At 49.3% G+C, this 17,415-nt stretch carries 15 protein-coding genes; 1 reads left to right on the top strand and 14 read right to left on the bottom strand.

Going from position 1 to position 17,415, the window contains the following annotated elements:
* Positions 1-114: 114 nt before the first annotated feature.
* A complete protein-coding gene (locus BN6539_RS15835) occupies positions 115-495 on the bottom strand; it encodes a protease inhibitor I42 family protein (protein ID WP_067540749.1) in 381 nt (126 codons plus the stop codon).
* Between the two features lie 133 nt (positions 496-628).
* Here BN6539_RS15835 and BN6539_RS15830 point away from each other — a divergent pair, with 133 nt between their 5' ends.
* Positions 629-2,125: a UxaA family hydrolase gene (locus tag BN6539_RS15830; protein ID WP_067540746.1), complete on the top strand. Its 1,497-nt coding sequence runs from the start codon at positions 629-631 to the stop codon at positions 2,123-2,125.
* A gap of 238 nt (positions 2,126-2,363) precedes the next feature.
* Here BN6539_RS15830 and BN6539_RS15825 read toward each other — a convergent pair whose 3' ends face one another.
* The 13 genes from BN6539_RS15825 to BN6539_RS15765 form a co-directional block, all read right to left on the bottom strand.
* Positions 2,364-3,896, bottom strand: coding sequence for a 4-hydroxyphenylacetate 3-hydroxylase family protein (locus tag BN6539_RS15825; protein WP_330385096.1), 1,533 nt, complete (start codon positions 3,894-3,896; stop codon positions 2,364-2,366).
* Positions 3,856-5,175 carry an acetyl-CoA hydrolase/transferase family protein gene (locus BN6539_RS15820; RefSeq protein ID WP_067540743.1) on the bottom strand — a complete coding sequence of 440 codons (1,320 nt, stop codon included), beginning with the start codon at positions 5,173-5,175 and terminating at the stop codon, positions 3,856-3,858. The genes BN6539_RS15825 and BN6539_RS15820 overlap by 41 nt, the downstream gene beginning before the upstream one ends.
* A gap of 22 nt (positions 5,176-5,197) precedes the next feature.
* Positions 5,198-5,638 (bottom strand): 3-hydroxyacyl-ACP dehydratase FabZ, encoded by a 441-nt coding sequence (fabZ, locus tag BN6539_RS15815; RefSeq protein WP_067540740.1) that lies wholly within the window; start codon positions 5,636-5,638, stop codon positions 5,198-5,200.
* Entirely contained in the window at positions 5,635-6,420 is a 786-nt protein-coding gene (locus BN6539_RS15810; RefSeq protein WP_067540737.1) for an acyl-CoA dehydratase activase, read from the bottom strand. The genes fabZ and BN6539_RS15810 overlap by 4 nt, the downstream gene beginning before the upstream one ends.
* A 14-nt stretch (positions 6,421-6,434) precedes the next feature.
* Complete coding sequence (locus BN6539_RS15805; RefSeq protein ID WP_067540734.1) at positions 6,435-7,565, bottom strand: 2-hydroxyacyl-CoA dehydratase subunit D; 1,131 nt, start codon at positions 7,563-7,565, stop codon at positions 6,435-6,437.
* The gene (locus tag BN6539_RS15800; RefSeq protein WP_067540731.1) at positions 7,562-8,797 is read right to left on the bottom strand and encodes a 2-hydroxyacyl-CoA dehydratase subunit D; all 1,236 of its coding nucleotides are present in this window, start codon (positions 8,795-8,797) and stop codon (positions 7,562-7,564) included. The genes BN6539_RS15805 and BN6539_RS15800 overlap by 4 nt, the downstream gene beginning before the upstream one ends.
* Positions 8,798-9,287: 490 nt before the next feature.
* Complete coding sequence (locus tag BN6539_RS15795; RefSeq protein WP_067540728.1) at positions 9,288-10,055, bottom strand: enoyl-CoA hydratase/isomerase family protein; 768 nt, start codon at positions 10,053-10,055, stop codon at positions 9,288-9,290.
* Between the two features lies 1 nt (position 10,056).
* A complete protein-coding gene (locus BN6539_RS15790; protein WP_082907563.1) occupies positions 10,057-10,914 on the bottom strand; it encodes a 3-hydroxyacyl-CoA dehydrogenase family protein in 858 nt (285 codons plus the stop codon).
* A gap of 9 nt (positions 10,915-10,923) precedes the next feature.
* Positions 10,924-12,123 (bottom strand): thiolase family protein, encoded by a 1,200-nt coding sequence (locus BN6539_RS15785; protein ID WP_067540725.1) that lies wholly within the window; start codon positions 12,121-12,123, stop codon positions 10,924-10,926.
* A 4-nt stretch (positions 12,124-12,127) separates the two neighbouring features.
* Positions 12,128-13,204 (bottom strand): electron transfer flavoprotein subunit alpha/FixB family protein, encoded by a 1,077-nt coding sequence (locus BN6539_RS15780; RefSeq protein ID WP_067540723.1) that lies wholly within the window; start codon positions 13,202-13,204, stop codon positions 12,128-12,130.
* 122 nt (positions 13,205-13,326) lie between these two features.
* Complete coding sequence (etfB, locus tag BN6539_RS15775) at positions 13,327-14,115, bottom strand: electron transfer flavoprotein subunit beta (RefSeq protein WP_067540720.1); 789 nt, start codon at positions 14,113-14,115, stop codon at positions 13,327-13,329.
* Positions 14,116-14,140: 25 nt separating this feature from the next.
* Complete coding sequence (locus BN6539_RS15770) at positions 14,141-15,280, bottom strand: acyl-CoA dehydrogenase (protein ID WP_067540717.1); 1,140 nt, start codon at positions 15,278-15,280, stop codon at positions 14,141-14,143.
* Positions 15,281-15,507: 227 nt separating this feature from the next.
* Complete coding sequence (locus BN6539_RS15765) at positions 15,508-17,232, bottom strand: sigma 54-interacting transcriptional regulator (RefSeq protein ID WP_067540714.1); 1,725 nt, start codon at positions 17,230-17,232, stop codon at positions 15,508-15,510.
* Between the last annotated feature and the right edge of the window lie 183 nt (positions 17,233-17,415).

The following is a 17,415-nucleotide window of genomic DNA, read 5'->3' as shown; positions in this document are numbered from 1 at the left end:
TCAAATTGTTTTGTCTCAATAGGTGCCCCTGTTGCATTGCATCACCGGGGCGTAAATGCTATGCAGTTTTGCATCACCATTTGCAAAGTTTCATAAAACTGCATACAGTATAAATTACGATTTGACGATTCCTGACAAAATAATTCTTTTGTCAGGATTGACTTTCAGTTTATAAGTCTGCCGCTCATAAACCTGAGACGGGTCGTCATCCTTTGTCAATACGAAATCCACCTCTGCAATACCCTCTTTTAACCCTTCGAATACAAATACAAAGAGTCCGTTTGCATAGTAGCTCTGCCGTTCTCTGATCACCTTCTCATCGCTCAAGGTATAAGACCACTGATATCCTTCGTTTTTATCAGCGGAAAGCTCCACCTGGTACGATCCGTCTGTATTCCAGAACAGGATACATAACCCTGTCATGATGACCAAGGCCACAACAGTGATGGCAAATTTCGTGTTCATCACTTTTCTAACTTCCTTTTTTACTTCCATATTTTTTAATAACTCCTCTCGATTTTTCACTTATGGATAGACCGCGCAAAACATATGCCAACTGTCTTTATGTGGCATATTTCTTGCATTTTATATCACGAAAACTCATGAACGAAAAGAAAAGGAGCGCATTATGAAAGCAATGAAATTGTACCCTGCAGATACAGCAGCTTTAGCCACTGAGGATTTAAAGAAGGGGGATACGGTAGTCGTCGATGGTGAAGAAATCACCCTCTTAGACGACATCCCCAGCGCCCACAAAATCGCTTTGAAAGACTTTGATTCGGGCGAGCCAATTAAAAAATACGACAACACCATCGGTTATGCATCAAAGCCTATTAAAAAAGGGGAATGGATTCACTCTCACAACGAAAGAACAGGCCTGGGCAAATCTAAGAACTACACCTACCACTTTCATGACGAAGCAATTTTTCCTGGGAAAAGTGATCACACCTTTATGGGTTATGACAGGGCCGACGGTTCTGCCGGCATTAGGAACTATATGGCTTTGATTTCTACCGTCTTCTGCGCCAACGGCCCCTTGCAGAAATTGGCCAAGATGGCGGATCAAAAATATCCGGTCAATGAAAGCTTTGACGGAATATTTCCTCTGACCCAAGAATTCGGATGTTCCCAGGCGGGGAAGGATCTTGAAACCACCTGCCGCATTCTCGCGGGCATGATAAAAAACGCCAATTTCGGCGGCGTTCTCATCGTCAGTCTGGGCTGCGAGATGGCCATTCCGTCCGTTCTGAAAAAGTATCTCGGTGATTATGATGAAAGCAGGATCAAAGTGCTTTCTCTGCAAAACTGCGATGATGAATTTGAGGCGGGAATGGCTCTCATCGATGAGATCATGACAGCGGTCAAGGGGGACCGCAGAACTCCCATTGCCATGAATAGACTGCACATCGCAATGAACTGCGGCGGTTCAGACGGTTATTCCGGCATCACGGCCAACACGCTTCTTGGAACGCTGTGTGATACTTTGGTGAAAGAAGGTGCCTGTATGAATATGACGGAAGTTCCTGAAATGATGGGAGCTGAACACATTTTGATGAATCGCGCCGCCGATGAATCCATCTTTCAAGACATTGTTTCCATGATTCACGCCTATGAAGACTATTGTGACTTCTATGGGGAAAAGCCAGCAGAAAATCCTACTCAAGGGAACAAGGCCGGCGGTCTCACAACTCTGGAAGAAAAATCTCTGGGCTGTATTCAAAAGGGTGGTCACTGTGCAGTGATGGAAGTACTGAAATATGGAGAGCGGGCCTCTAAAAACGGCTTCATCCTCATCAGTGGTCCGGGAAACGATTTGGCAGGTGTTACCGGCCAGATTGCAGCAGGAGCCGTGCTGACCATCTTCACTACGGGAAGAGGTACGCCTTGCGGATTTGCCGGGCCGACCTTCCGGTTATCTTCAAACACCGCCTTAGCCAAGAAAAAAGCTGGCTGGATCGATTACGATGCGGGCAGATTGCTCGGGGCTGATTCAGCAGAGGTGTCCCAGCTGAACAAAGAACTCTGCGACGCTGTCATGGCAACAGTAAACGGCGATTACAGGACCCGAAATGAGGTCAACGGATATTATCAGATGGGTATTATGAAAGACGGCGTAACGCTGTAAAAATGATAAAAAGTTAGCAATACTCATTAAAATGCCCTGAACATACCATAGGCGGCCTCCTAGTCTTCTTTCTTTTATGGCTGGCAAAATCCATATATTCTCTCTCAGCAAAACAAACTAGTCCGAATTCGGACTAGTTTGTTTTGCTCCAACACATATATTACAAATTTTATTGTAGCTGAAGCTGCAGGAAATCGGCAACTGCGACAGCCTCTTTTGATCCTACTTATGGATGATTCTATTTAAGGATTCCGGCTAATTTCTTGGCCAGTTTCTTCTTCCCTTGTATGTTGCCCTGCCTTGCAATCATGATGCGCTGTGCCTGGGGTGAACCCGCGCCGTGCATGGATTCCGTCCGGTAACCCACTGCCGCAGATCCCAGACAGATGTTTTCCAAAAAGCGCAGCACTCTCATGCGGTCTTCTGTGGAACAGGTTCCGTTGCCTGCAAAAAACTTGTGGCAGATTTCGCCGATGGTTTCTCCTTCTCTTCCCACAGGTGTATCTGACTGAAAGTCTTTTTCCGAAGGCATGGTCACCATGAGGCCTCCTGCGATATCTTCCGCCAGTCTGACAATTTCATAAGGGAATCTGGTCACATTCTGCTTGCAGACATTGGCCAGCAGCAGGTCGATGATATAACTGCCCGATGCTGTCTGACAGCCTTCGCAGGAGCACGCGATGCCGCAGCTATAAAGTGTCTCGTTGAGGTGGGTCATTTCAATCAGCTTGTCTTTCACCGCAGAAGCTTTTTCCACGCCATTATACTCCGCTGCCAGAGCTGCCGCACCGATGACCACGTCACCTACTCCTACTTTACATCCGCCGTAGGACTGTCTGTGGAAACCGGCAAATCGCTCTACCAGCATGCCTGCAAAGTCGTATTCTCCCGCCATGAACACGTATTCATTGGGCACAAAGACGTCATCAAAGACCACCAAGGCCTCCTGCCCGCCAAAGTTCTTGTTCCCAAGGTCCATATCCGCATTTTCTTCCAGCTTCCTCGTATCACAGGACTGTCTGCCGTAGATCATGTACACGCCTTCTGCGTCACTGGGACATGCAAAAGATACAGCGTAATCCTTGTCGTCAGGACCCATGGCGATGGTCGGCATGACGATGTGCCAGTGGGAGTTGACGGATCCGGTCTGGTGACACTTGGCGCCCCTGACGACGATTCCGTCTTCTCTCACTTCTTTGATTCTGACAAAGAGATCAGCGTCGGTCTGCTCATGAGGCGCTTTTCCCCTGTCTCCTTTGGGATCCGTCATCGCCCCGTCCACGATCAAATCCTGATCCTGAACATAGATCAGAAACTTCTTGAAGTTCTCGTGGTAATGGGTGCCGTATTTTTCATCAATTTCATAAGTCGTAGAATAGACCGCGTTAAAGGCATCCATCCCCACACACCTCTGAAAGCAGGATCCGGTCTTCTGACCGAGAAGCCTCTGCATCTTGACCTTTTTCTTCAGATCCTCCGTATTCTGGTGGATATGCGCAAAGCGGTTGATTTTTCTTCCTGTCAGGTGTGATGTCGCCGTCATCAGGTCTGTATACTCCGAATCGCGGGCCAGGACATAGGTCATGGCCACGCAGTTGATAGAAGGACGAATCATGGGATGGTCAACCCAATTGTCAATCTTCTCTCCAAACATGTAAACTCTCGTATTCAATTTTCGTAAGCTCTCTATGTACTGAGCCCCTGTCATCATGGTCATCATCTTCCTCCCCTTATCTGAAATAAATCTGTCCGGCAGCTTTTCTATATTCATAAAAGTCTTTTTCAATCTGTTCTCTGAAGTCCGGATGCGCGATTTCTATCAATGCTTTGCTTCTCTGTGTAATAGACTTTCCGAACAAGTCGGCGATACCGTATTCGGTAACTACATAATGGACGTCCTGTCTCGTGGTAGTCACTGGCGTTCCCGGCTTTAAAACGCCTACGATTCTCGACAGAGCGCCGCCCTTTGCCGTCGACGGCAAGGCGATAATCGGCCTGCCGTGTCTGGACTGTTCCGCACCTCTGAGAAAGTCCAGCTGACCGCCTACACCAGAGAACATCTTGCTGCCGATGGAATCGGCTACTACTTGCCCCTGCAGATCTACCTCCAAGGCAGAGTTAATCGCCACTACCTTGTCGTTGCGGGCGATGACACCCACATCGTTGGTGTAATCCACCGGCATCAGCTTGATCATCAGATTGTGATCCACGTACTTGTAAAGGTCCTTTGTTCCCTGCACAAAAGTCGCCACAATCTTCCCTGTGTCGATGTTCTTCTTGGCGCCGTTGACGACGCCTTTTTCAATCAGCGGAATCAGATTGTCGGAAAACACCTCTGTATGAATACCGATGTCTTTTTTATCCTCCAAGAACTTGAGAATGGCGTTAGGTACAGTCCCCTGTCCCATCTGCAGACAGGCGCCGTCGTCAATCAAAGTGGAAATATAGTAACCTATTTTCTCTGCCACCGGATCTTCACTGGAAATCAGGGGCAGTTCGTAGATATCTTCGTCATGTTCCACAAAATAGTCGATATCAGAAACCGGGATTCTCGTATCGCCGCATACATGGGGCATGTTTCTGTTGACCTGGGCGATGGTGATTCTTGCCCGGTTTACAATGACTCTGGTCTGGTCGCAAGAGGTACCCATCCAGACATAACCTTCTTCATCAGGAGGAGTAACCTGTAGTAAGCCTACGTCCACGGGCAGGTACCCTTCCCTCATTGCGACCGGCTGCGCATAGAAATGAATGGGGATGATTTCCCCTCTTCCCTCCTGGCAGCACTTTCTATTCTTTTTTCCAAGGAAAAATGAGTGAATGACAAAATGTCCCTGGCAGTCCTCTGCAGCATAAGGTGCGTCGCCGATATTCAGTCCCTGCAAAATCCCTACATTCTCAAACTGATCCTTCATCTCGACCAATTTGTTGAACAGATATCTAGGTTCTGCTGCCGCATGAGAAGGCACTACCATCTCTCCATTTCTAATCTGGCTCAGGGCGGCTGCTGCCGAAACACATCTGCTCTTATATATTTCTTTCCAATCCATGCTTTATCCTTTCTTTATCCCATCATCTCATCGCCAGTGTCACATCGCCTTCGCAGGCCAAAACGCCGCCGTTATAAACCTCCGCACTGCAAGTGACAATGGCCTTATCTGTATTCTCATAGGAGATTCGAGAGTGAATTTCCAAAGTGTCTCCCGGCTTGATCTTCCAACGAAACTTCACTCTGTCGATACCGATAAAAAGCGGCGTCTTCCCTGCATATCTCTCGCAGGACAAAATCAAGATGTCAGAAGTCTGCGCCATGATCTCTACGGTATAAACGCCGGGAAGTACCGGCTCTTCGGGGAAATGCCCCCGAAAGATGTCCCTGTCCGGGTCTACATAAAATCTGCTCGTGATACTGTCTTCCGGCATCATGTCCACCACTTCGTCCACGAGAAGCATGGGATCTCTGTGAGGGATGATCGCTTTAATCTTCTCCAGATTCATTCTTAAATGGCTCATACCTTTTTCTCCTTATTGTAATGCTCATATGCAAAGACCGCTGCACCGACTGCCCCTGCTGCCTGGCAATGGGGCGCTACTTCTATGAGGCACTCTAATTCTTTCGACAGAGCGTCCACCATGTTGCTGTTCAGCGCAACCCCGCCTGTCATCACCACCTTTGGTTCATATCCGACTCGGCAGCACATGCCCATGACCCTCTTGGCGATGGCCACATGGGCGCCTCTGGCAACGTCTTCGATTGTTTCCCCAGCGGCTAACCGGGATATGACTTCACTTTCGGCAAAGACCGTACAGACGTTACTGATAGAGATCTCTGCCGTAGACTGATCCGCCAAGTCTGACAGATCGGACAGCGAGCAGCCCAATACCCTGGCCATGACTTCGAGAAACCGCCCGGTTCCTGCGGCACATTTTTCATTCATGACGAAGTTCGCAACCTGTCCGTCCCCATTCAGTTTGATGACTTTCGCATCCTGCCCGCCGATATCGACAATGGTTTTGGCATCTCTGGTCAAAAAGTCAACGCCCTTGGCATGGCAGGTGATTTCCGTAATCTGCTTATCTGCCTCCCTATAGTTGACTCTTCCATACCCCGTGACCACAGTGCACTTGATGTCATCTGCTTGGATTCCCGCCTGCAGAAAGGCATCCTTTATCGCATCCTCATAAGCGCCAGTCCCAGTTCCCAGATTGATCACGGATACCGCTGCCAATTTCTTTTGCTCGTCGATAAGGGCAGCCTTTGAGGAGGATGAGCCTATATCAATTCCTAAAAACATTCTCGTCACCTCACTTACAGCAGCATTTCTGTAAAGCTCTGCACTCTTGTCCTGATCTGCTCAAAGGATGTGAGCTGCTGATCAATTTCCAGATAGAGCATCGGTACAGAAGCAGCTTCGACTTCTTCTTTATAGATCGGATAGTCATATTCTTCCGGGTCGCAGAATTTCATCATCAAAACGACGATGCCGTCTGCCCCGCATTCTTCCGCCATATCGATGAGCATCTGGCCCTTCTTTTTTTCGGGATCGTAGAGGAAGGTGTCCCCCTCCTGGTCGGCGACTCGATAAGCCATCTTCTGAAAGACATCGGTCACGTCTTTTCTTGCCTGCGTTCTCCAGAGTCTCGAACCCAGGGATAAATCGTCCGCCGCAATCGTGATCTGATTCTCGTCAAAGATATCCAGCATCTCTATGGGTTCAGATAACAACCCCATCACTACGACCCTCGTTCCCTGGTATTCGGATGACGGCTCGCCTTCCAGCCCCTGGATAATTTCCTCAATCATCTCCATATAGATAGCTTTGTCCATGAATTGTCCGGCTTTGATCAGCAGATGGCGTTTCCTGGCTGTGATGATCTCTGGATGTTCCGCGCTGGTTTCGCTGAATCGCCTCATGGTCCTCCGATATTTTTCATAAATGGCGAATGCCTCTTCGATCTGGCTCTCTGTGATGATTTTGCCGAGAATCAGTTCCAATTGGTGCCTGACTCTCTTTATTTCGCTGACCATATATTCCATGCCGGTTTGCAGGGTTCTGTGCTGCGGATAAGCCATGGCGATGGTCGGCACCTTTGGCATAGCCAGTTTCATGTTCTCGACGATGCACTTCATGGTGTCGCAGAAAGTGGGGATGATGACAGCTTTCAGCATGTCGTAGGTTCCCCTCATGGCGAATTCTACATTGGCTCTCATGATGGAACAGCAAAAGCTCTGCAGATACTTGTCAGCAAGCTGGATTTCTGTCCTGCCGCCCCACATGCCGATAGGTACGCAGCCTGCAGCGTAGACAATTTCTTCCGGCGTATGAATGGGGAAACATCCTACCAGTTCTTTCCCAGTCTCTTTTTTGGTGCTCACAATGGTTTTGCCTGGATGCAGCGCCGCAGCACACAGTTTCTCAATCGTATTCAAATAACTCATTCGATGTCCCCCTTTCTCTTTGCTTCTCTGTTCTCTTCCATCATCTCCAGCAGGCCTTGAATCCTGGTTTCATACTGCGCTTCGGAGAAGACTCTCGGATCGGTCTGGTCTCCGTCAAAGATGACTGATGGGCATCCCGTTCTCTCCGTAATCCTTCTCTGCACCTCATAGGTTCTGAAGTCCATCAGCTTGCAGCTTCTATTGGAATGAAAGACAACGCCGTCCACGCTGAATTCTCTGATCAGATCTTCCATCTGATTTGCACCGTAATCCAGGTTCCGGTTGGCGTAATTCCCCGTATAACTGCGGGCCATGCCGTCCAAATCGTTGGTTTCGTACACCTTGTACCAACTGCCCGGATAGGTGGAAGTGACCATGTTGATGCCATATTTCTTGAGCAGTTTGAAGGTGGTAGATAGGTGGGGCCAGCAGGCAATGCCGTCCCAGATAATTCGGTACTGCTCTTCTGCGCTGTTCCACGGCCCCCTGCCTTCTTCCGCCTTCTGTTTCAGTTCTTCGTACCACAGTTTGAAGAGTTTCTGTCCGTCCTCTGAACTTCTCATGCAGACGATCATCGCCATGTAGTTGAACATGTCAAAACCGTTCAGCGGAGATGGTTTTGTCTTGCCCCAATCCGTCGCTTTTTTCCACCATTCACAGGTGGCGTTGTTCATTGCCATCTTTTCTCCCAGCTTATCGTAGTCCATCTTCTTTCCCGTAAAGTCTTCCAGCTGGCTGATGGCATGTTCAATCTGCCCGCGGATGTAGTTTGTCGCGTTGTCTGGCACATCGTAGGTATGGTTGAACGGCATATCGAACAGAATCAGCGGAATGTCCAGCTTCTTCGCCAGGTTCTCATACCATTTGAGCACGGTATTACAGATATTCGTGGAGCTGAAAATCAGATCCGGCAGGGGAATGTCCTGCGCCTCTGCATGCTGCAGATCCACATAACCCATATTGACTCTGGCATAGGAGCAGATATCTGCACTGTAGCCGATGCCCTCCGCGTGTTCGATGAACTTCATTGCCTCTTTTCTGGCGCCGATGGCTGCGGCATGGTTTTCCGGATATACCGTAGCCAGGTCCATGGCGTCCAGCAGCTCGTTAGGACAGATGGACGTCGCCCAGACCACCGGCTTTCCTTCCGCCTTTGCTGCAAGGGCACCGTCGTAATGCTTGGCGGTCAGCTGGTTCAGCAATTCTTTTGATGTGATCTTTTCTTCTGACACTTTTCTTTCCTCCTAATGGAGTTGCCCCAGTTTGCGAATGCAAACTGTTGGGAACTCCTTATGCTGTAGCGTCCCGCAAACAAAGTGAGCGGTCTGACGCTAGTCGTATAATGGAGTTGCCCCAGTTTGCGAATGCAAATTGCTGGGAACTCCTTATGCTGTAGCGTCCCGCAAACAAAGTGAGCGGTCTGACGCTAGTCGTATAATGGAGTTGCCCCAGTTTGCGAATGCAAATTGCTGGGAACTCCTTATGCTGTAGCGTCCCGCAAACAAAGTGAGCGGTCTGACGCTAGTCGTATAATGGAGTTGCCCCAGTTTGCGAATGCAAACTGTTGGGAACTCCTTATGCTGTAGCGTCCCGCAAACAAAGTGAGCGGTCTGACGCTAGTCGTATAATGGAGTTGCCCCAGTTTGCAAGTGCAAATTGCTGGGAACTCCTTATGCTTTAAATGCCCAAATCTCTGATTTGGCTGCATTTTGTCGTGCTTTTCTATCGGTTCTCAAAGCGTGGCTTGCGCTTTTCGATAAAGGCCTTCATGCCTTCCTTCTGATCATAGGTTGTAAATAATTTCGCCCACTGCTCTGCTTCGATTTCGATGGCTCTGTTCTGATCCGGTTCCTCTAATCCTCTGCGGATGACCTCTTTGACCATACGGATGGCCGCAGGCCCGCGTTTTGCGATTCGCTTTGCCATTTTTTCGGCTTCGGCGTATACGTCTGTGTCTGCCGTGACCCGATTGACCAACCCCATCTGCAGTGCCCGCTGGGCACTGACAGCATCTCCTGTGAAGATCAGTTCCTTCGCGAAGGCTTCGCCGACAGCCCTGGGAACCCGAATCGTCCCGCCTGCCCCTGGAAAGATGCCCAAGGTGACTTCAGGAAAGCCCATCTTGGCGCTCTCTCCTGCAATCCTGATGTCACAGGTCATGGCCAATTCCATACCGCCGCCCAGGGCGTAGCCTTCAATAGCTGCAATGGTCGGCAGGGGTAAGTCTGCAATTCTGTTGTAGACGGGAGAAAAGGCGAAAGCTTTTGCCCCCTCCTCATCACATTCCGCCATGGCTTTGATGTCGGCTCCCGCCGCAAAGTTCTTTTCGCTGTAGAAAATCAGACATCTCGCGGAATCGTCCTTTTCCACCTGGTCGAGGAGCTGATCCATCTCATCGACGATTTCTCGGTTCAGAGCGTTGAGCGCCTCCGGCCTCACGACACTGATACATGCAATGCCCTCTTCTATCTTAAGTGTAACCTGACTCATCTCATCTCTCCTCGTAATCGTAGAATCCGGCGCCGGTCTTCTTGCCTAACCTTCCCGAATCTACCAGTCTGATAATCTGCGGGCTCGGTCTGAATCGTTCCCCATACGCTTCGAACAGGATCTGATCTACATTGAGGTTCAGATCGTGACTGGTGATATCCAGCAGTGCAAAGATCCCCATCGGGTGGCCCAGGCCGTATTTGCAGATTTTGTCCACATCCTCTGCACTGCACACCCCTTCTTCTACCAGGCGGCACGCTTCTAAGTACATGGCGTGGAAGATTCTGTTCAGTCCAAATCCCACCACATCCTTTACCCTGACCGGCTCTTTTTGGATTTCCTTCAAGACGTCCGTCACTGCCTCAGCCGTCTCCTCACTGGTCAGCAGCGCCGGAATAACCTCTACCAATTTCATGACGCTGGCGGGGGAATTGAAATGGGTGCCGATGAACTTGCCTTTTCGCTCTGCTCTCACGGTAGAAGCCAGCTTCGTGATGGAAATAGAAGAGGTGTTGCTGGCGATGATGGCGGATTCCTTGCAGATGGCATCCAGCTTTTCGAAGACGCTCTTTTTTATGTCAAAGACTTCCAGCACTGCCTCGATGATCAAGTCGCAGTCCGCCATGTCCTCCAGGTTCCCAGTAGCTGTCACCCTGTTCAGTGTCGCAGTCTTGTCTTCCTTTGTGATCCTGCCTTTTTTGATGTTCTTGTCCAAAATTGCCGCTTGTTTTTCTTTTCCTCTGTCTGCTATTTCCTGACTGATATCGTTTAAAACTGTTTCATAGCCTTCTCTCGCAAAGCAAAGGGCGATTTCTGCCCCCATCATGCCTGCGCCTACGACACCTACTTTTTTAATCATTTTGTCCACCTACCTTCTTAAATTCTCAATCAATGTGGATACCCCTAAGCCCCCGCCGATGCAGGAGGAAAAGATGCCATATCGGCCCCCGCTTCTGATCAGCTCTTTCATGGCAGCCAGACAGATACGCCCGCCGCTGGCTCCGTTTGGATGGCCGAAGGCGATGGCGCCGCCATTTGGATTCCACTTCTCCATGTCGATCTTTTCACCAGTGATTTCTTCCATCTCTTTGATGACGGAAAGATTCTGGGCAGCAAAGGCTTCGTTGCACTCGAAAACGTCGATGTCCTTCACTTTCAATCCCGCTCTCTCCATTACTTTCAGATTCGTGTAAGCCGGTCCGATTCCCATGTATTTAGGATCGACGCCTGCGTCCATGCCGCAGATCCACTTTGCCATCGGTTCGTAGCCCAATTCTTTGGCTTTTTCCGCACTCATCATCAGGACAAAGGCTGCGCCGTCATTTCTGCCCGACGCATTTCCTGCCGTGGTCACGCCTCCTTCATTGACTGGCCTGAGTTTTGCCAGTCCCGCTAAGTCCGTCTGCGGTCTCGGGTGTTCGTCCTTGTCTACCGTCACCGCCTCTCCTTTGCGGCTGTATTTCACCTGCAAAGGCAGAATCTCCTCTTCAAAATATCCTTTTTCTATGGCTTCTGCAGCCCTGCGCTGGCTCCTCAGTGCAAAGTCATCGCACGCTTCTCTGGTAATCCCCCATCTCCTGGCCATCAGATCAGACACCTCGATCATAGAGATATCGTCTTCTTTCGTCGGCGCCAGCTTCAGGGGCGCCGGCATCGGTGCGATTCCCTTATAAGGTTCCACAGCAGTGGAATATTTATAGTAGGTCTGGCTGTGGGCCTCTGCACCTCCGCAGATTGCCACGTCGAGATACCCTTCTTTGATCTGCAGCGCCGCATTATTGATACAGGCGATGGATGAACCGCACTGCATTTCGAGAAAGGTGGCCGACGTCTCGTAAGGAAGCCCTGCCAAAAGCCCTGCATATCTTGCAAAGTTATGGGTGTTCAAATCTCCTGACGCACTGCCGACAAAGACGGCATCCACCTTGCCTTTTTTCAATATCTCTGTTTTTTCACAGAGTCCCTTCATGGTCATCCCTGCAAGCTCCACCGGCGTATAAACTCTCAGCGCTCCGCCCATTCTGCCAAAGGCAGTGCGGGCGCCGTCGATGATTACTACTTCTCTCATCTTCTTATTCCTCCACATCCCAGAGTGCCATGATTTCCGGAATGACCTTTTTCAGATCACCTTCTATTGCAAAGTCCGCCAGTTTCATCATCGGGCACTCTGGATCTTTGTTGATCGCAATGATGATATCCGACGTCTGCATACCCGCCAAATGCTGGATTGCGCCTGAAATGCCGCAGGCAAAGTAAATATGCGGCTTTACCGTGGTCCCCGTCTGACCCACCTGATGACTGGGGTCGATCCATCCTGCATCCACTGCTGCACGAGATGCGCCGACAACGCCGCCTACTTTTTCTGCAAACTGCCCGATCAGCTCAAATCCCGACGCGTCGCCAAGTCCTCTGCCGCCGGAGCAGATGATGTCCGCATCGGTCAGGGAAACCAGTTCCTTCGCCGCCTTGACCACTTCCAACACCTGGACATGAATGTCTTCTTCTGACAGATTGACCTTCACGTCGATCCGTTCTCCTACGGCTCCTTCCGCCTTTTCTCTCTTAGCCATGACGCCCGGCCTGACTGTCGCCATCTGCGGCCTGGTATTGGGCGTTACGATGGTAGCCATCAGATTTCCGCCAAAGGCCGGTCTGGTCTGCTTCAGTCCTTTGCTGTCGTCCTTCGGATTCAGTCCGGTCAGGCTGGCGGTGGTATTTTTCGCAAGATACTCCATATAGTTGGCCATATTGATATCCAGTCTGGTACAGTCTGCTGTCAGTCCCGTGTCCAGTCTTGCTGCAATTCTTGGCGCCAAATCTCTTCCCACATGGGTAGCGCCAAAGATGACGATCTCCGGCTTATATGTATTGATCGCATCGGTCATAACCTTTGCATATCCGTCTGTGGTGTAATTCTCCAGAAGTTCGTCTTCCAGCACATATACACTGTCGGCACCGTAAGCGCAGAGCTCGGCTGCCAAATGCGCAACATGGTTTCCAACCAGCGCCGCACATACTTTCGTATCGCCGCCAATTTCCCTTGATAGCTTGTAGCCCTCTCCTACCAGCTCCAGTGCCACGTTCATCAGTTTTCCATGCCTCTGCTCTGCAAAGACCCACACGTTTTTATAATCTTGAAAATCTTTCATATTTCCCTCCAGAATCAAGTCGTATAATGGTCTGGTCCCAATTTCAAAAGAAATTGATGGACAGACCTTATGCTTTCACGCCCCAGCTTCAGCTGGCTAGGCGTTAGTCGTAAATTCAAATATCAGATAATGTGCTTTTCTTTCAGTACCGCCATCAGATTGGCAGCCTTCTCCTTTGGCGTATCGCCTTCTACAGCGATGCCCGCTCCCTTCGGCTTCGGTGTAAAGGATTTGAATACGTTGGTAGGAGAGGCCTTCAAGCCTACCGTCGTCTGATCGACGCCGATGTCCTCTGCATTCCAGACCTTGATTTCCTGTTTTGCCGCCTTCAGAATTCCTCTGACCGACATATATCTGGGCTGGTTCAGTTCCTTAATTGCGGTCAGTACACAAGGCGTTTTTACTTTCAGTATTTCATATCCGTTTTCAAGGGCTCTCTTCACTACGATGCCGTTTTCCTTCATCTCGAACTCTTTCACGTATGTAACCTGAGGAACCCCCAGTTTCTCGGCAATCTGCGGCCCCACCTGTGCAGTATCGCCGTCGATGGCCTGTCTGCCTGCAAATAGAATGTCAAAATCCCCCGCCTTGCGAATGCCTGCGGCAATGGCGTTGGAAGTAGCCCAGGTATCTGAACCGCCCAGGGCACGGTCTGATAGCAGGATGGCCTCATCTGCTCCCATGGCGACACATTCCTGGAGCATCTCTTTTGCCTGAGGCGGTCCCATGGTGATGACCGTAACCTCCGTTCCCGGATTGGCATCTTTTACCTGCAGCGCCTGCTCCAAAGCGTTGGCGTCGTCTGGATTTAATATGGAAGGAACGCCTTCCCTGATCAGGGTTCCTGTTTCAGGATTGATTTTGATTTCATTAGTATCTGGTACTTGCTTTACACATACGATTATTTTCATCTTCACTTTTCCTCCAGTCGTATCATTACTTAAAGATCTCTCCGGCCATGACCATCTTCATGACTTCCGATGTGCCCTCATAGATTTCCGTAATCTTAGCGTCTCTCATCATTCTCTCTACGGGATAATCTTTGATGTATCCATAGCCGCCGTGGAACTGCACTGCTTTGGTCGTCACGTACATCGCCGCCTCAGAGCAGGCCAGCTTTGCCTCTGCCGCAGCTACCGTAGCCGGAAGCCCTCTGTCTCTGGTATTACAGGCGTCGTAGAGAAGATATCTGGCGCCGTCGATTCTGGTCTTCATGGAGGCCATTTCAAAAGCCAGCGCCTGGAACTTGTCCAGTGTTTTTCCAAACTGTTTCCTCTGCTTCATGTAGGCGACGGTCTGGTCAAAAGCGCCCTGTGCGATGCCTAAGGCCTGTGCGGCAATGCCGAGCCTGCCCACATCCAGCGAACTCATGGCAACCTTGAAGCCCTTGCCTTCCTGGCCAAGGAGGTTTTCTTTCGGAATACGGCAGTCCTCGAATACCAGTTCCGCCGCAATAGAACCTCTGATCCCCATCTTGTTTTCGTGTTTCGGAGCAGTAAAGCCCGGTGTACCTTTCTCTACGATAAAGGCGCTGATGCCCTTGGTTCCCTTTGACTGATCTGTCATCGCCATGATGATGTAAACGTCTGCAATACCGCCGCCAGAAATGAAGATCTTGCTTCCGTTGAGAATCCATTCCTCTCCATCGAGTACAGCTTTTGTCTGCGTCCCGGCTGCATCGGTTCCCGCATTGGGTTCCGTCAGTCCAAAAGCTCCCAGCTTCTTGCCAGAAAGAAGATCAGGCAGATATTGCTGTTTCTGTTCTTCTGTGCCGTAAGTAAAGATAGGCCAGCAGCAAAGGGCATTATGGGTCTGAATGATGACGCCATGGGCAGCGTCTACCTTGGATATCTCTTCAATAGCCATGATGTATGTGAGGTAATCCGTACCGGCGCCGCCATAGCTTTGGGGAAAGGGCATGCCCATCAGTCCCAGCTCCCCCAGCTTGGCTATCGTCTCGTATGGATACTCTGCTTTTTCGTCAATTTCTGCTGAAATGGGTGCGATTTCGTTTTCTGCAAATTCTTTCAGCATCTTCTTTACCATTTCCTGTTCTCTTGAATAAGTAAATTCCATCTTTCTCCTCCTGTTCTTATCTGAGAATTCCTTATTTCTATTTATAACAAGAATCGTGCCAAGTTCTCTTCCTCTCTGTCTTTTCTGCATCGCCTGCGTCTTATCGTTGCAAATTCAGAGGTTTTATCAAAAAAAGAAAAAGACGGAAATCATCCGTCTTTTCTTCTGCGCCTCCTCTTTCGATGCGTCAACGCATCTACTGCTACATTTATGCATATTTGCGGGGGTTATCCTATGTTATATTTCTGCATCTTTCTGACAATGGTGGACTGATTCACGTCCAATTTGACAGCCATCTCTCTGGTCGAACTGCAGGTTTCTCTGGTTCGCAGCAAAATTTGCTTTTCCAGTTCTGCGACAGCTTCTCCCAGTGTCAGATCCTGTTCAGAGATTTCATCAATCAGCCTCCGTTTTTGCATCTTTTTATCCTTCACATCCCAAGGCAGGTCCTCCGTCTGCAGATACTCGTTATTGCTGACGATAACCATGTTTTCGATGACATTTTTCAGTTCTCTCACATTTCCCACCCACTGGTATTTTTCCAACTCGTCAACCAATTCCATGGTCAGCAGTTTTTCCTGCCCGTACTTTTGATTGTATTTCTGCAAAAAGAAGGATGCCAAGGGCACGATATCTTCCTTTCGCTTTCGCAGGGGCGGCACTTCAATCTGCACCACGTTGATCCGGTAATATAAATCCCGTCGGAAGGTTCCTTCTTCTATCATCGTCTCCAAGTTCCGATTGGTCGCCGCAAGCACCCGCACGTCCACGCTTTTTGAATGGTTGGAACCGACACGTCGGATTTCTTTGCTCTCTAAAAACCGCAGCAGCTTCACTTGAAAATCCAAAGGCGTTTCACCGATTTCGTCCAGGAATACAGTTCCGCCTGCTGCGGCTTCCAGCAGTCCTTCTTTGCCAGTGTTGATTGCCCCTGTAAAAGCCCCTTTTTCGTAGCCAAAAAGTTCAGATTCCAAGAGATTGTCTGGTATCGCCCCGCAGTTGATGGCGATAAAAGGTTTGTCCCTGCGCATGCTGTTTTTGTGTATGAACTTTGCGACTTCTTCCTTGCCGACGCCCGATTCTCCCAAAATGAGTACCGTAGCCTGGAAATTTGCCACCTTCTCTGCCAGAGATAGGGCGTCTTTCATTTCTTTGCTCACTGCCAGGATCGGAGACGCCTTCTGATTCATCTGTGAAAAGTCCGAAAGCCGCTCCATATAGAGTTTTTCCGCTGACTTCGACTTTTGGAGTTCTTCCGACAAATCATAGATTTCTGTGATGTCCCGTGCATTGATGACGATTTTTTTAATTTCACCATCTCGGTCGAAAATAGGTTTCCCAGTCACCATGATATGGCGCCCCGATTTGACAATCTGCCTCTTTGATACAGTCGTTTTCTGTTCTGCCACTACATAAGCTACAGAATTGGGCATCCAGACAGGATTGATCAAATCCCGCATAGACTTTCCTTCCATGTCACTTCTCTTAATCTCTGCCACACGTTCATACGAGCTGTTGACAAAAAGGATCTTACCGTCCTTATCAGTTACCAAAATGCCGTCAAAAGACCCTTCCAGGATTTCGGCCAGCTCTGCATTCAGATTTCTTTCATCTTTCAGCTTTGCCGCCAGTTCTCCGCTGACAGTGACATTGATGAAGGAGATCCCCATCCAATGACCGTTTTCCCCGCTGCAAAGCTCTGTTGGAATTAGGTAATAGCATTGGCCCTCTATCTCCGTTTCAAATACGCCATCGGTCACCTGCTTCTGCAGCTTAAACTCTGGAACGATGATATCAAGCGGCCTGCCGATGACTGCAGCGGCAGAGAGCCCGAAATTCCGCTCAAAAGAGCGGTTTACGTTCTTGATAATTCCATCTTCATCAATGACTGCAAATCCGCTAAAAGCACTGTTAATCTGTTCTCTCATCACAGTAAAATCTATTCTGTCCATTTTTTCAACCTCGTCATACTACCTATAAGATGCATCTGATTAAATAGATTTTAATATCATGGCTGTAGTTATGTCAATGGAATTTATTTTGACCTCATACTGTCGTCCGGCTTCAACTGCAGATAAAAAACAAGGCCGTAAAGTCTATAACTCAAGAAACTTTACGACCTCGTGTTCATCGTT

Origin of the sequence: Emergencia timonensis, from assembly GCF_900086585.1 — a bacterium.
In the GTDB taxonomy this organism is placed as follows: Bacteria; Bacillota; Clostridia; order Peptostreptococcales; family Anaerovoracaceae; genus Senimuribacter; species Senimuribacter timonensis.
Note: the sequence above shows the minus strand (reverse complement) of the source record. Positions and strands in the feature narration are given on the sequence as shown.

What these genes read in the sequence shown, in the direction of transcription:
- BN6539_RS15830 (WP_067540746.1), top strand. Translation starts at nt 629, where the DNA reads ATGAAAGCAATGAAATTGTACCCTGCAGATACAGCAGCTTTAGCCACT.
- BN6539_RS15810 (WP_067540737.1), bottom strand. Translation starts at nt 6,420, where the DNA reads ATGTTTTTAGGAATTGATATAGGCTCATCCTCCTCAAAGGCTGCCCTT.
- etfB (WP_067540720.1), bottom strand. Translation starts at nt 14,115, where the DNA reads ATGAAAATAATCGTATGTGTAAAGCAAGTACCAGATACTAATGAAATC.
- fabZ (WP_067540740.1), bottom strand. Translation starts at nt 5,638, where the DNA reads ATGAGCCATTTAAGAATGAATCTGGAGAAGATTAAAGCGATCATCCCT.
- BN6539_RS15785 (WP_067540725.1), bottom strand. Translation starts at nt 12,123, where the DNA reads ATGAGAGAAGTAGTAATCATCGACGGCGCCCGCACTGCCTTTGGCAGA.
- BN6539_RS15835 (WP_067540749.1), bottom strand. Translation starts at nt 495, where the DNA reads ATGGAAGTAAAAAAGGAAGTTAGAAAAGTGATGAACACGAAATTTGCC.
- BN6539_RS15820 (WP_067540743.1), bottom strand. Translation starts at nt 5,175, where the DNA reads ATGGATTGGAAAGAAATATATAAGAGCAGATGTGTTTCGGCAGCAGCC.
- BN6539_RS15770 (WP_067540717.1), bottom strand. Translation starts at nt 15,280, where the DNA reads ATGGAATTTACTTATTCAAGAGAACAGGAAATGGTAAAGAAGATGCTG.
- BN6539_RS15795 (WP_067540728.1), bottom strand. Translation starts at nt 10,055, where the DNA reads ATGAGTCAGGTTACACTTAAGATAGAAGAGGGCATTGCATGTATCAGT.
- BN6539_RS15825 (WP_330385096.1), bottom strand. Translation starts at nt 3,896, where the DNA reads ATGAATATAGAAAAGCTGCCGGACAGATTTATTTCAGATAAGGGGAGG.
- BN6539_RS15780 (WP_067540723.1), bottom strand. Translation starts at nt 13,204, where the DNA reads ATGAAAGATTTTCAAGATTATAAAAACGTGTGGGTCTTTGCAGAGCAG.
- BN6539_RS15805 (WP_067540734.1), bottom strand. Translation starts at nt 7,565, where the DNA reads ATGAGTTATTTGAATACGATTGAGAAACTGTGTGCTGCGGCGCTGCAT.
- BN6539_RS15765 (WP_067540714.1), bottom strand. Translation starts at nt 17,232, where the DNA reads ATGGACAGAATAGATTTTACTGTGATGAGAGAACAGATTAACAGTGCT.
- BN6539_RS15790 (WP_082907563.1), bottom strand. Translation starts at nt 10,914, where the DNA reads ATGATTAAAAAAGTAGGTGTCGTAGGCGCAGGCATGATGGGGGCAGAA.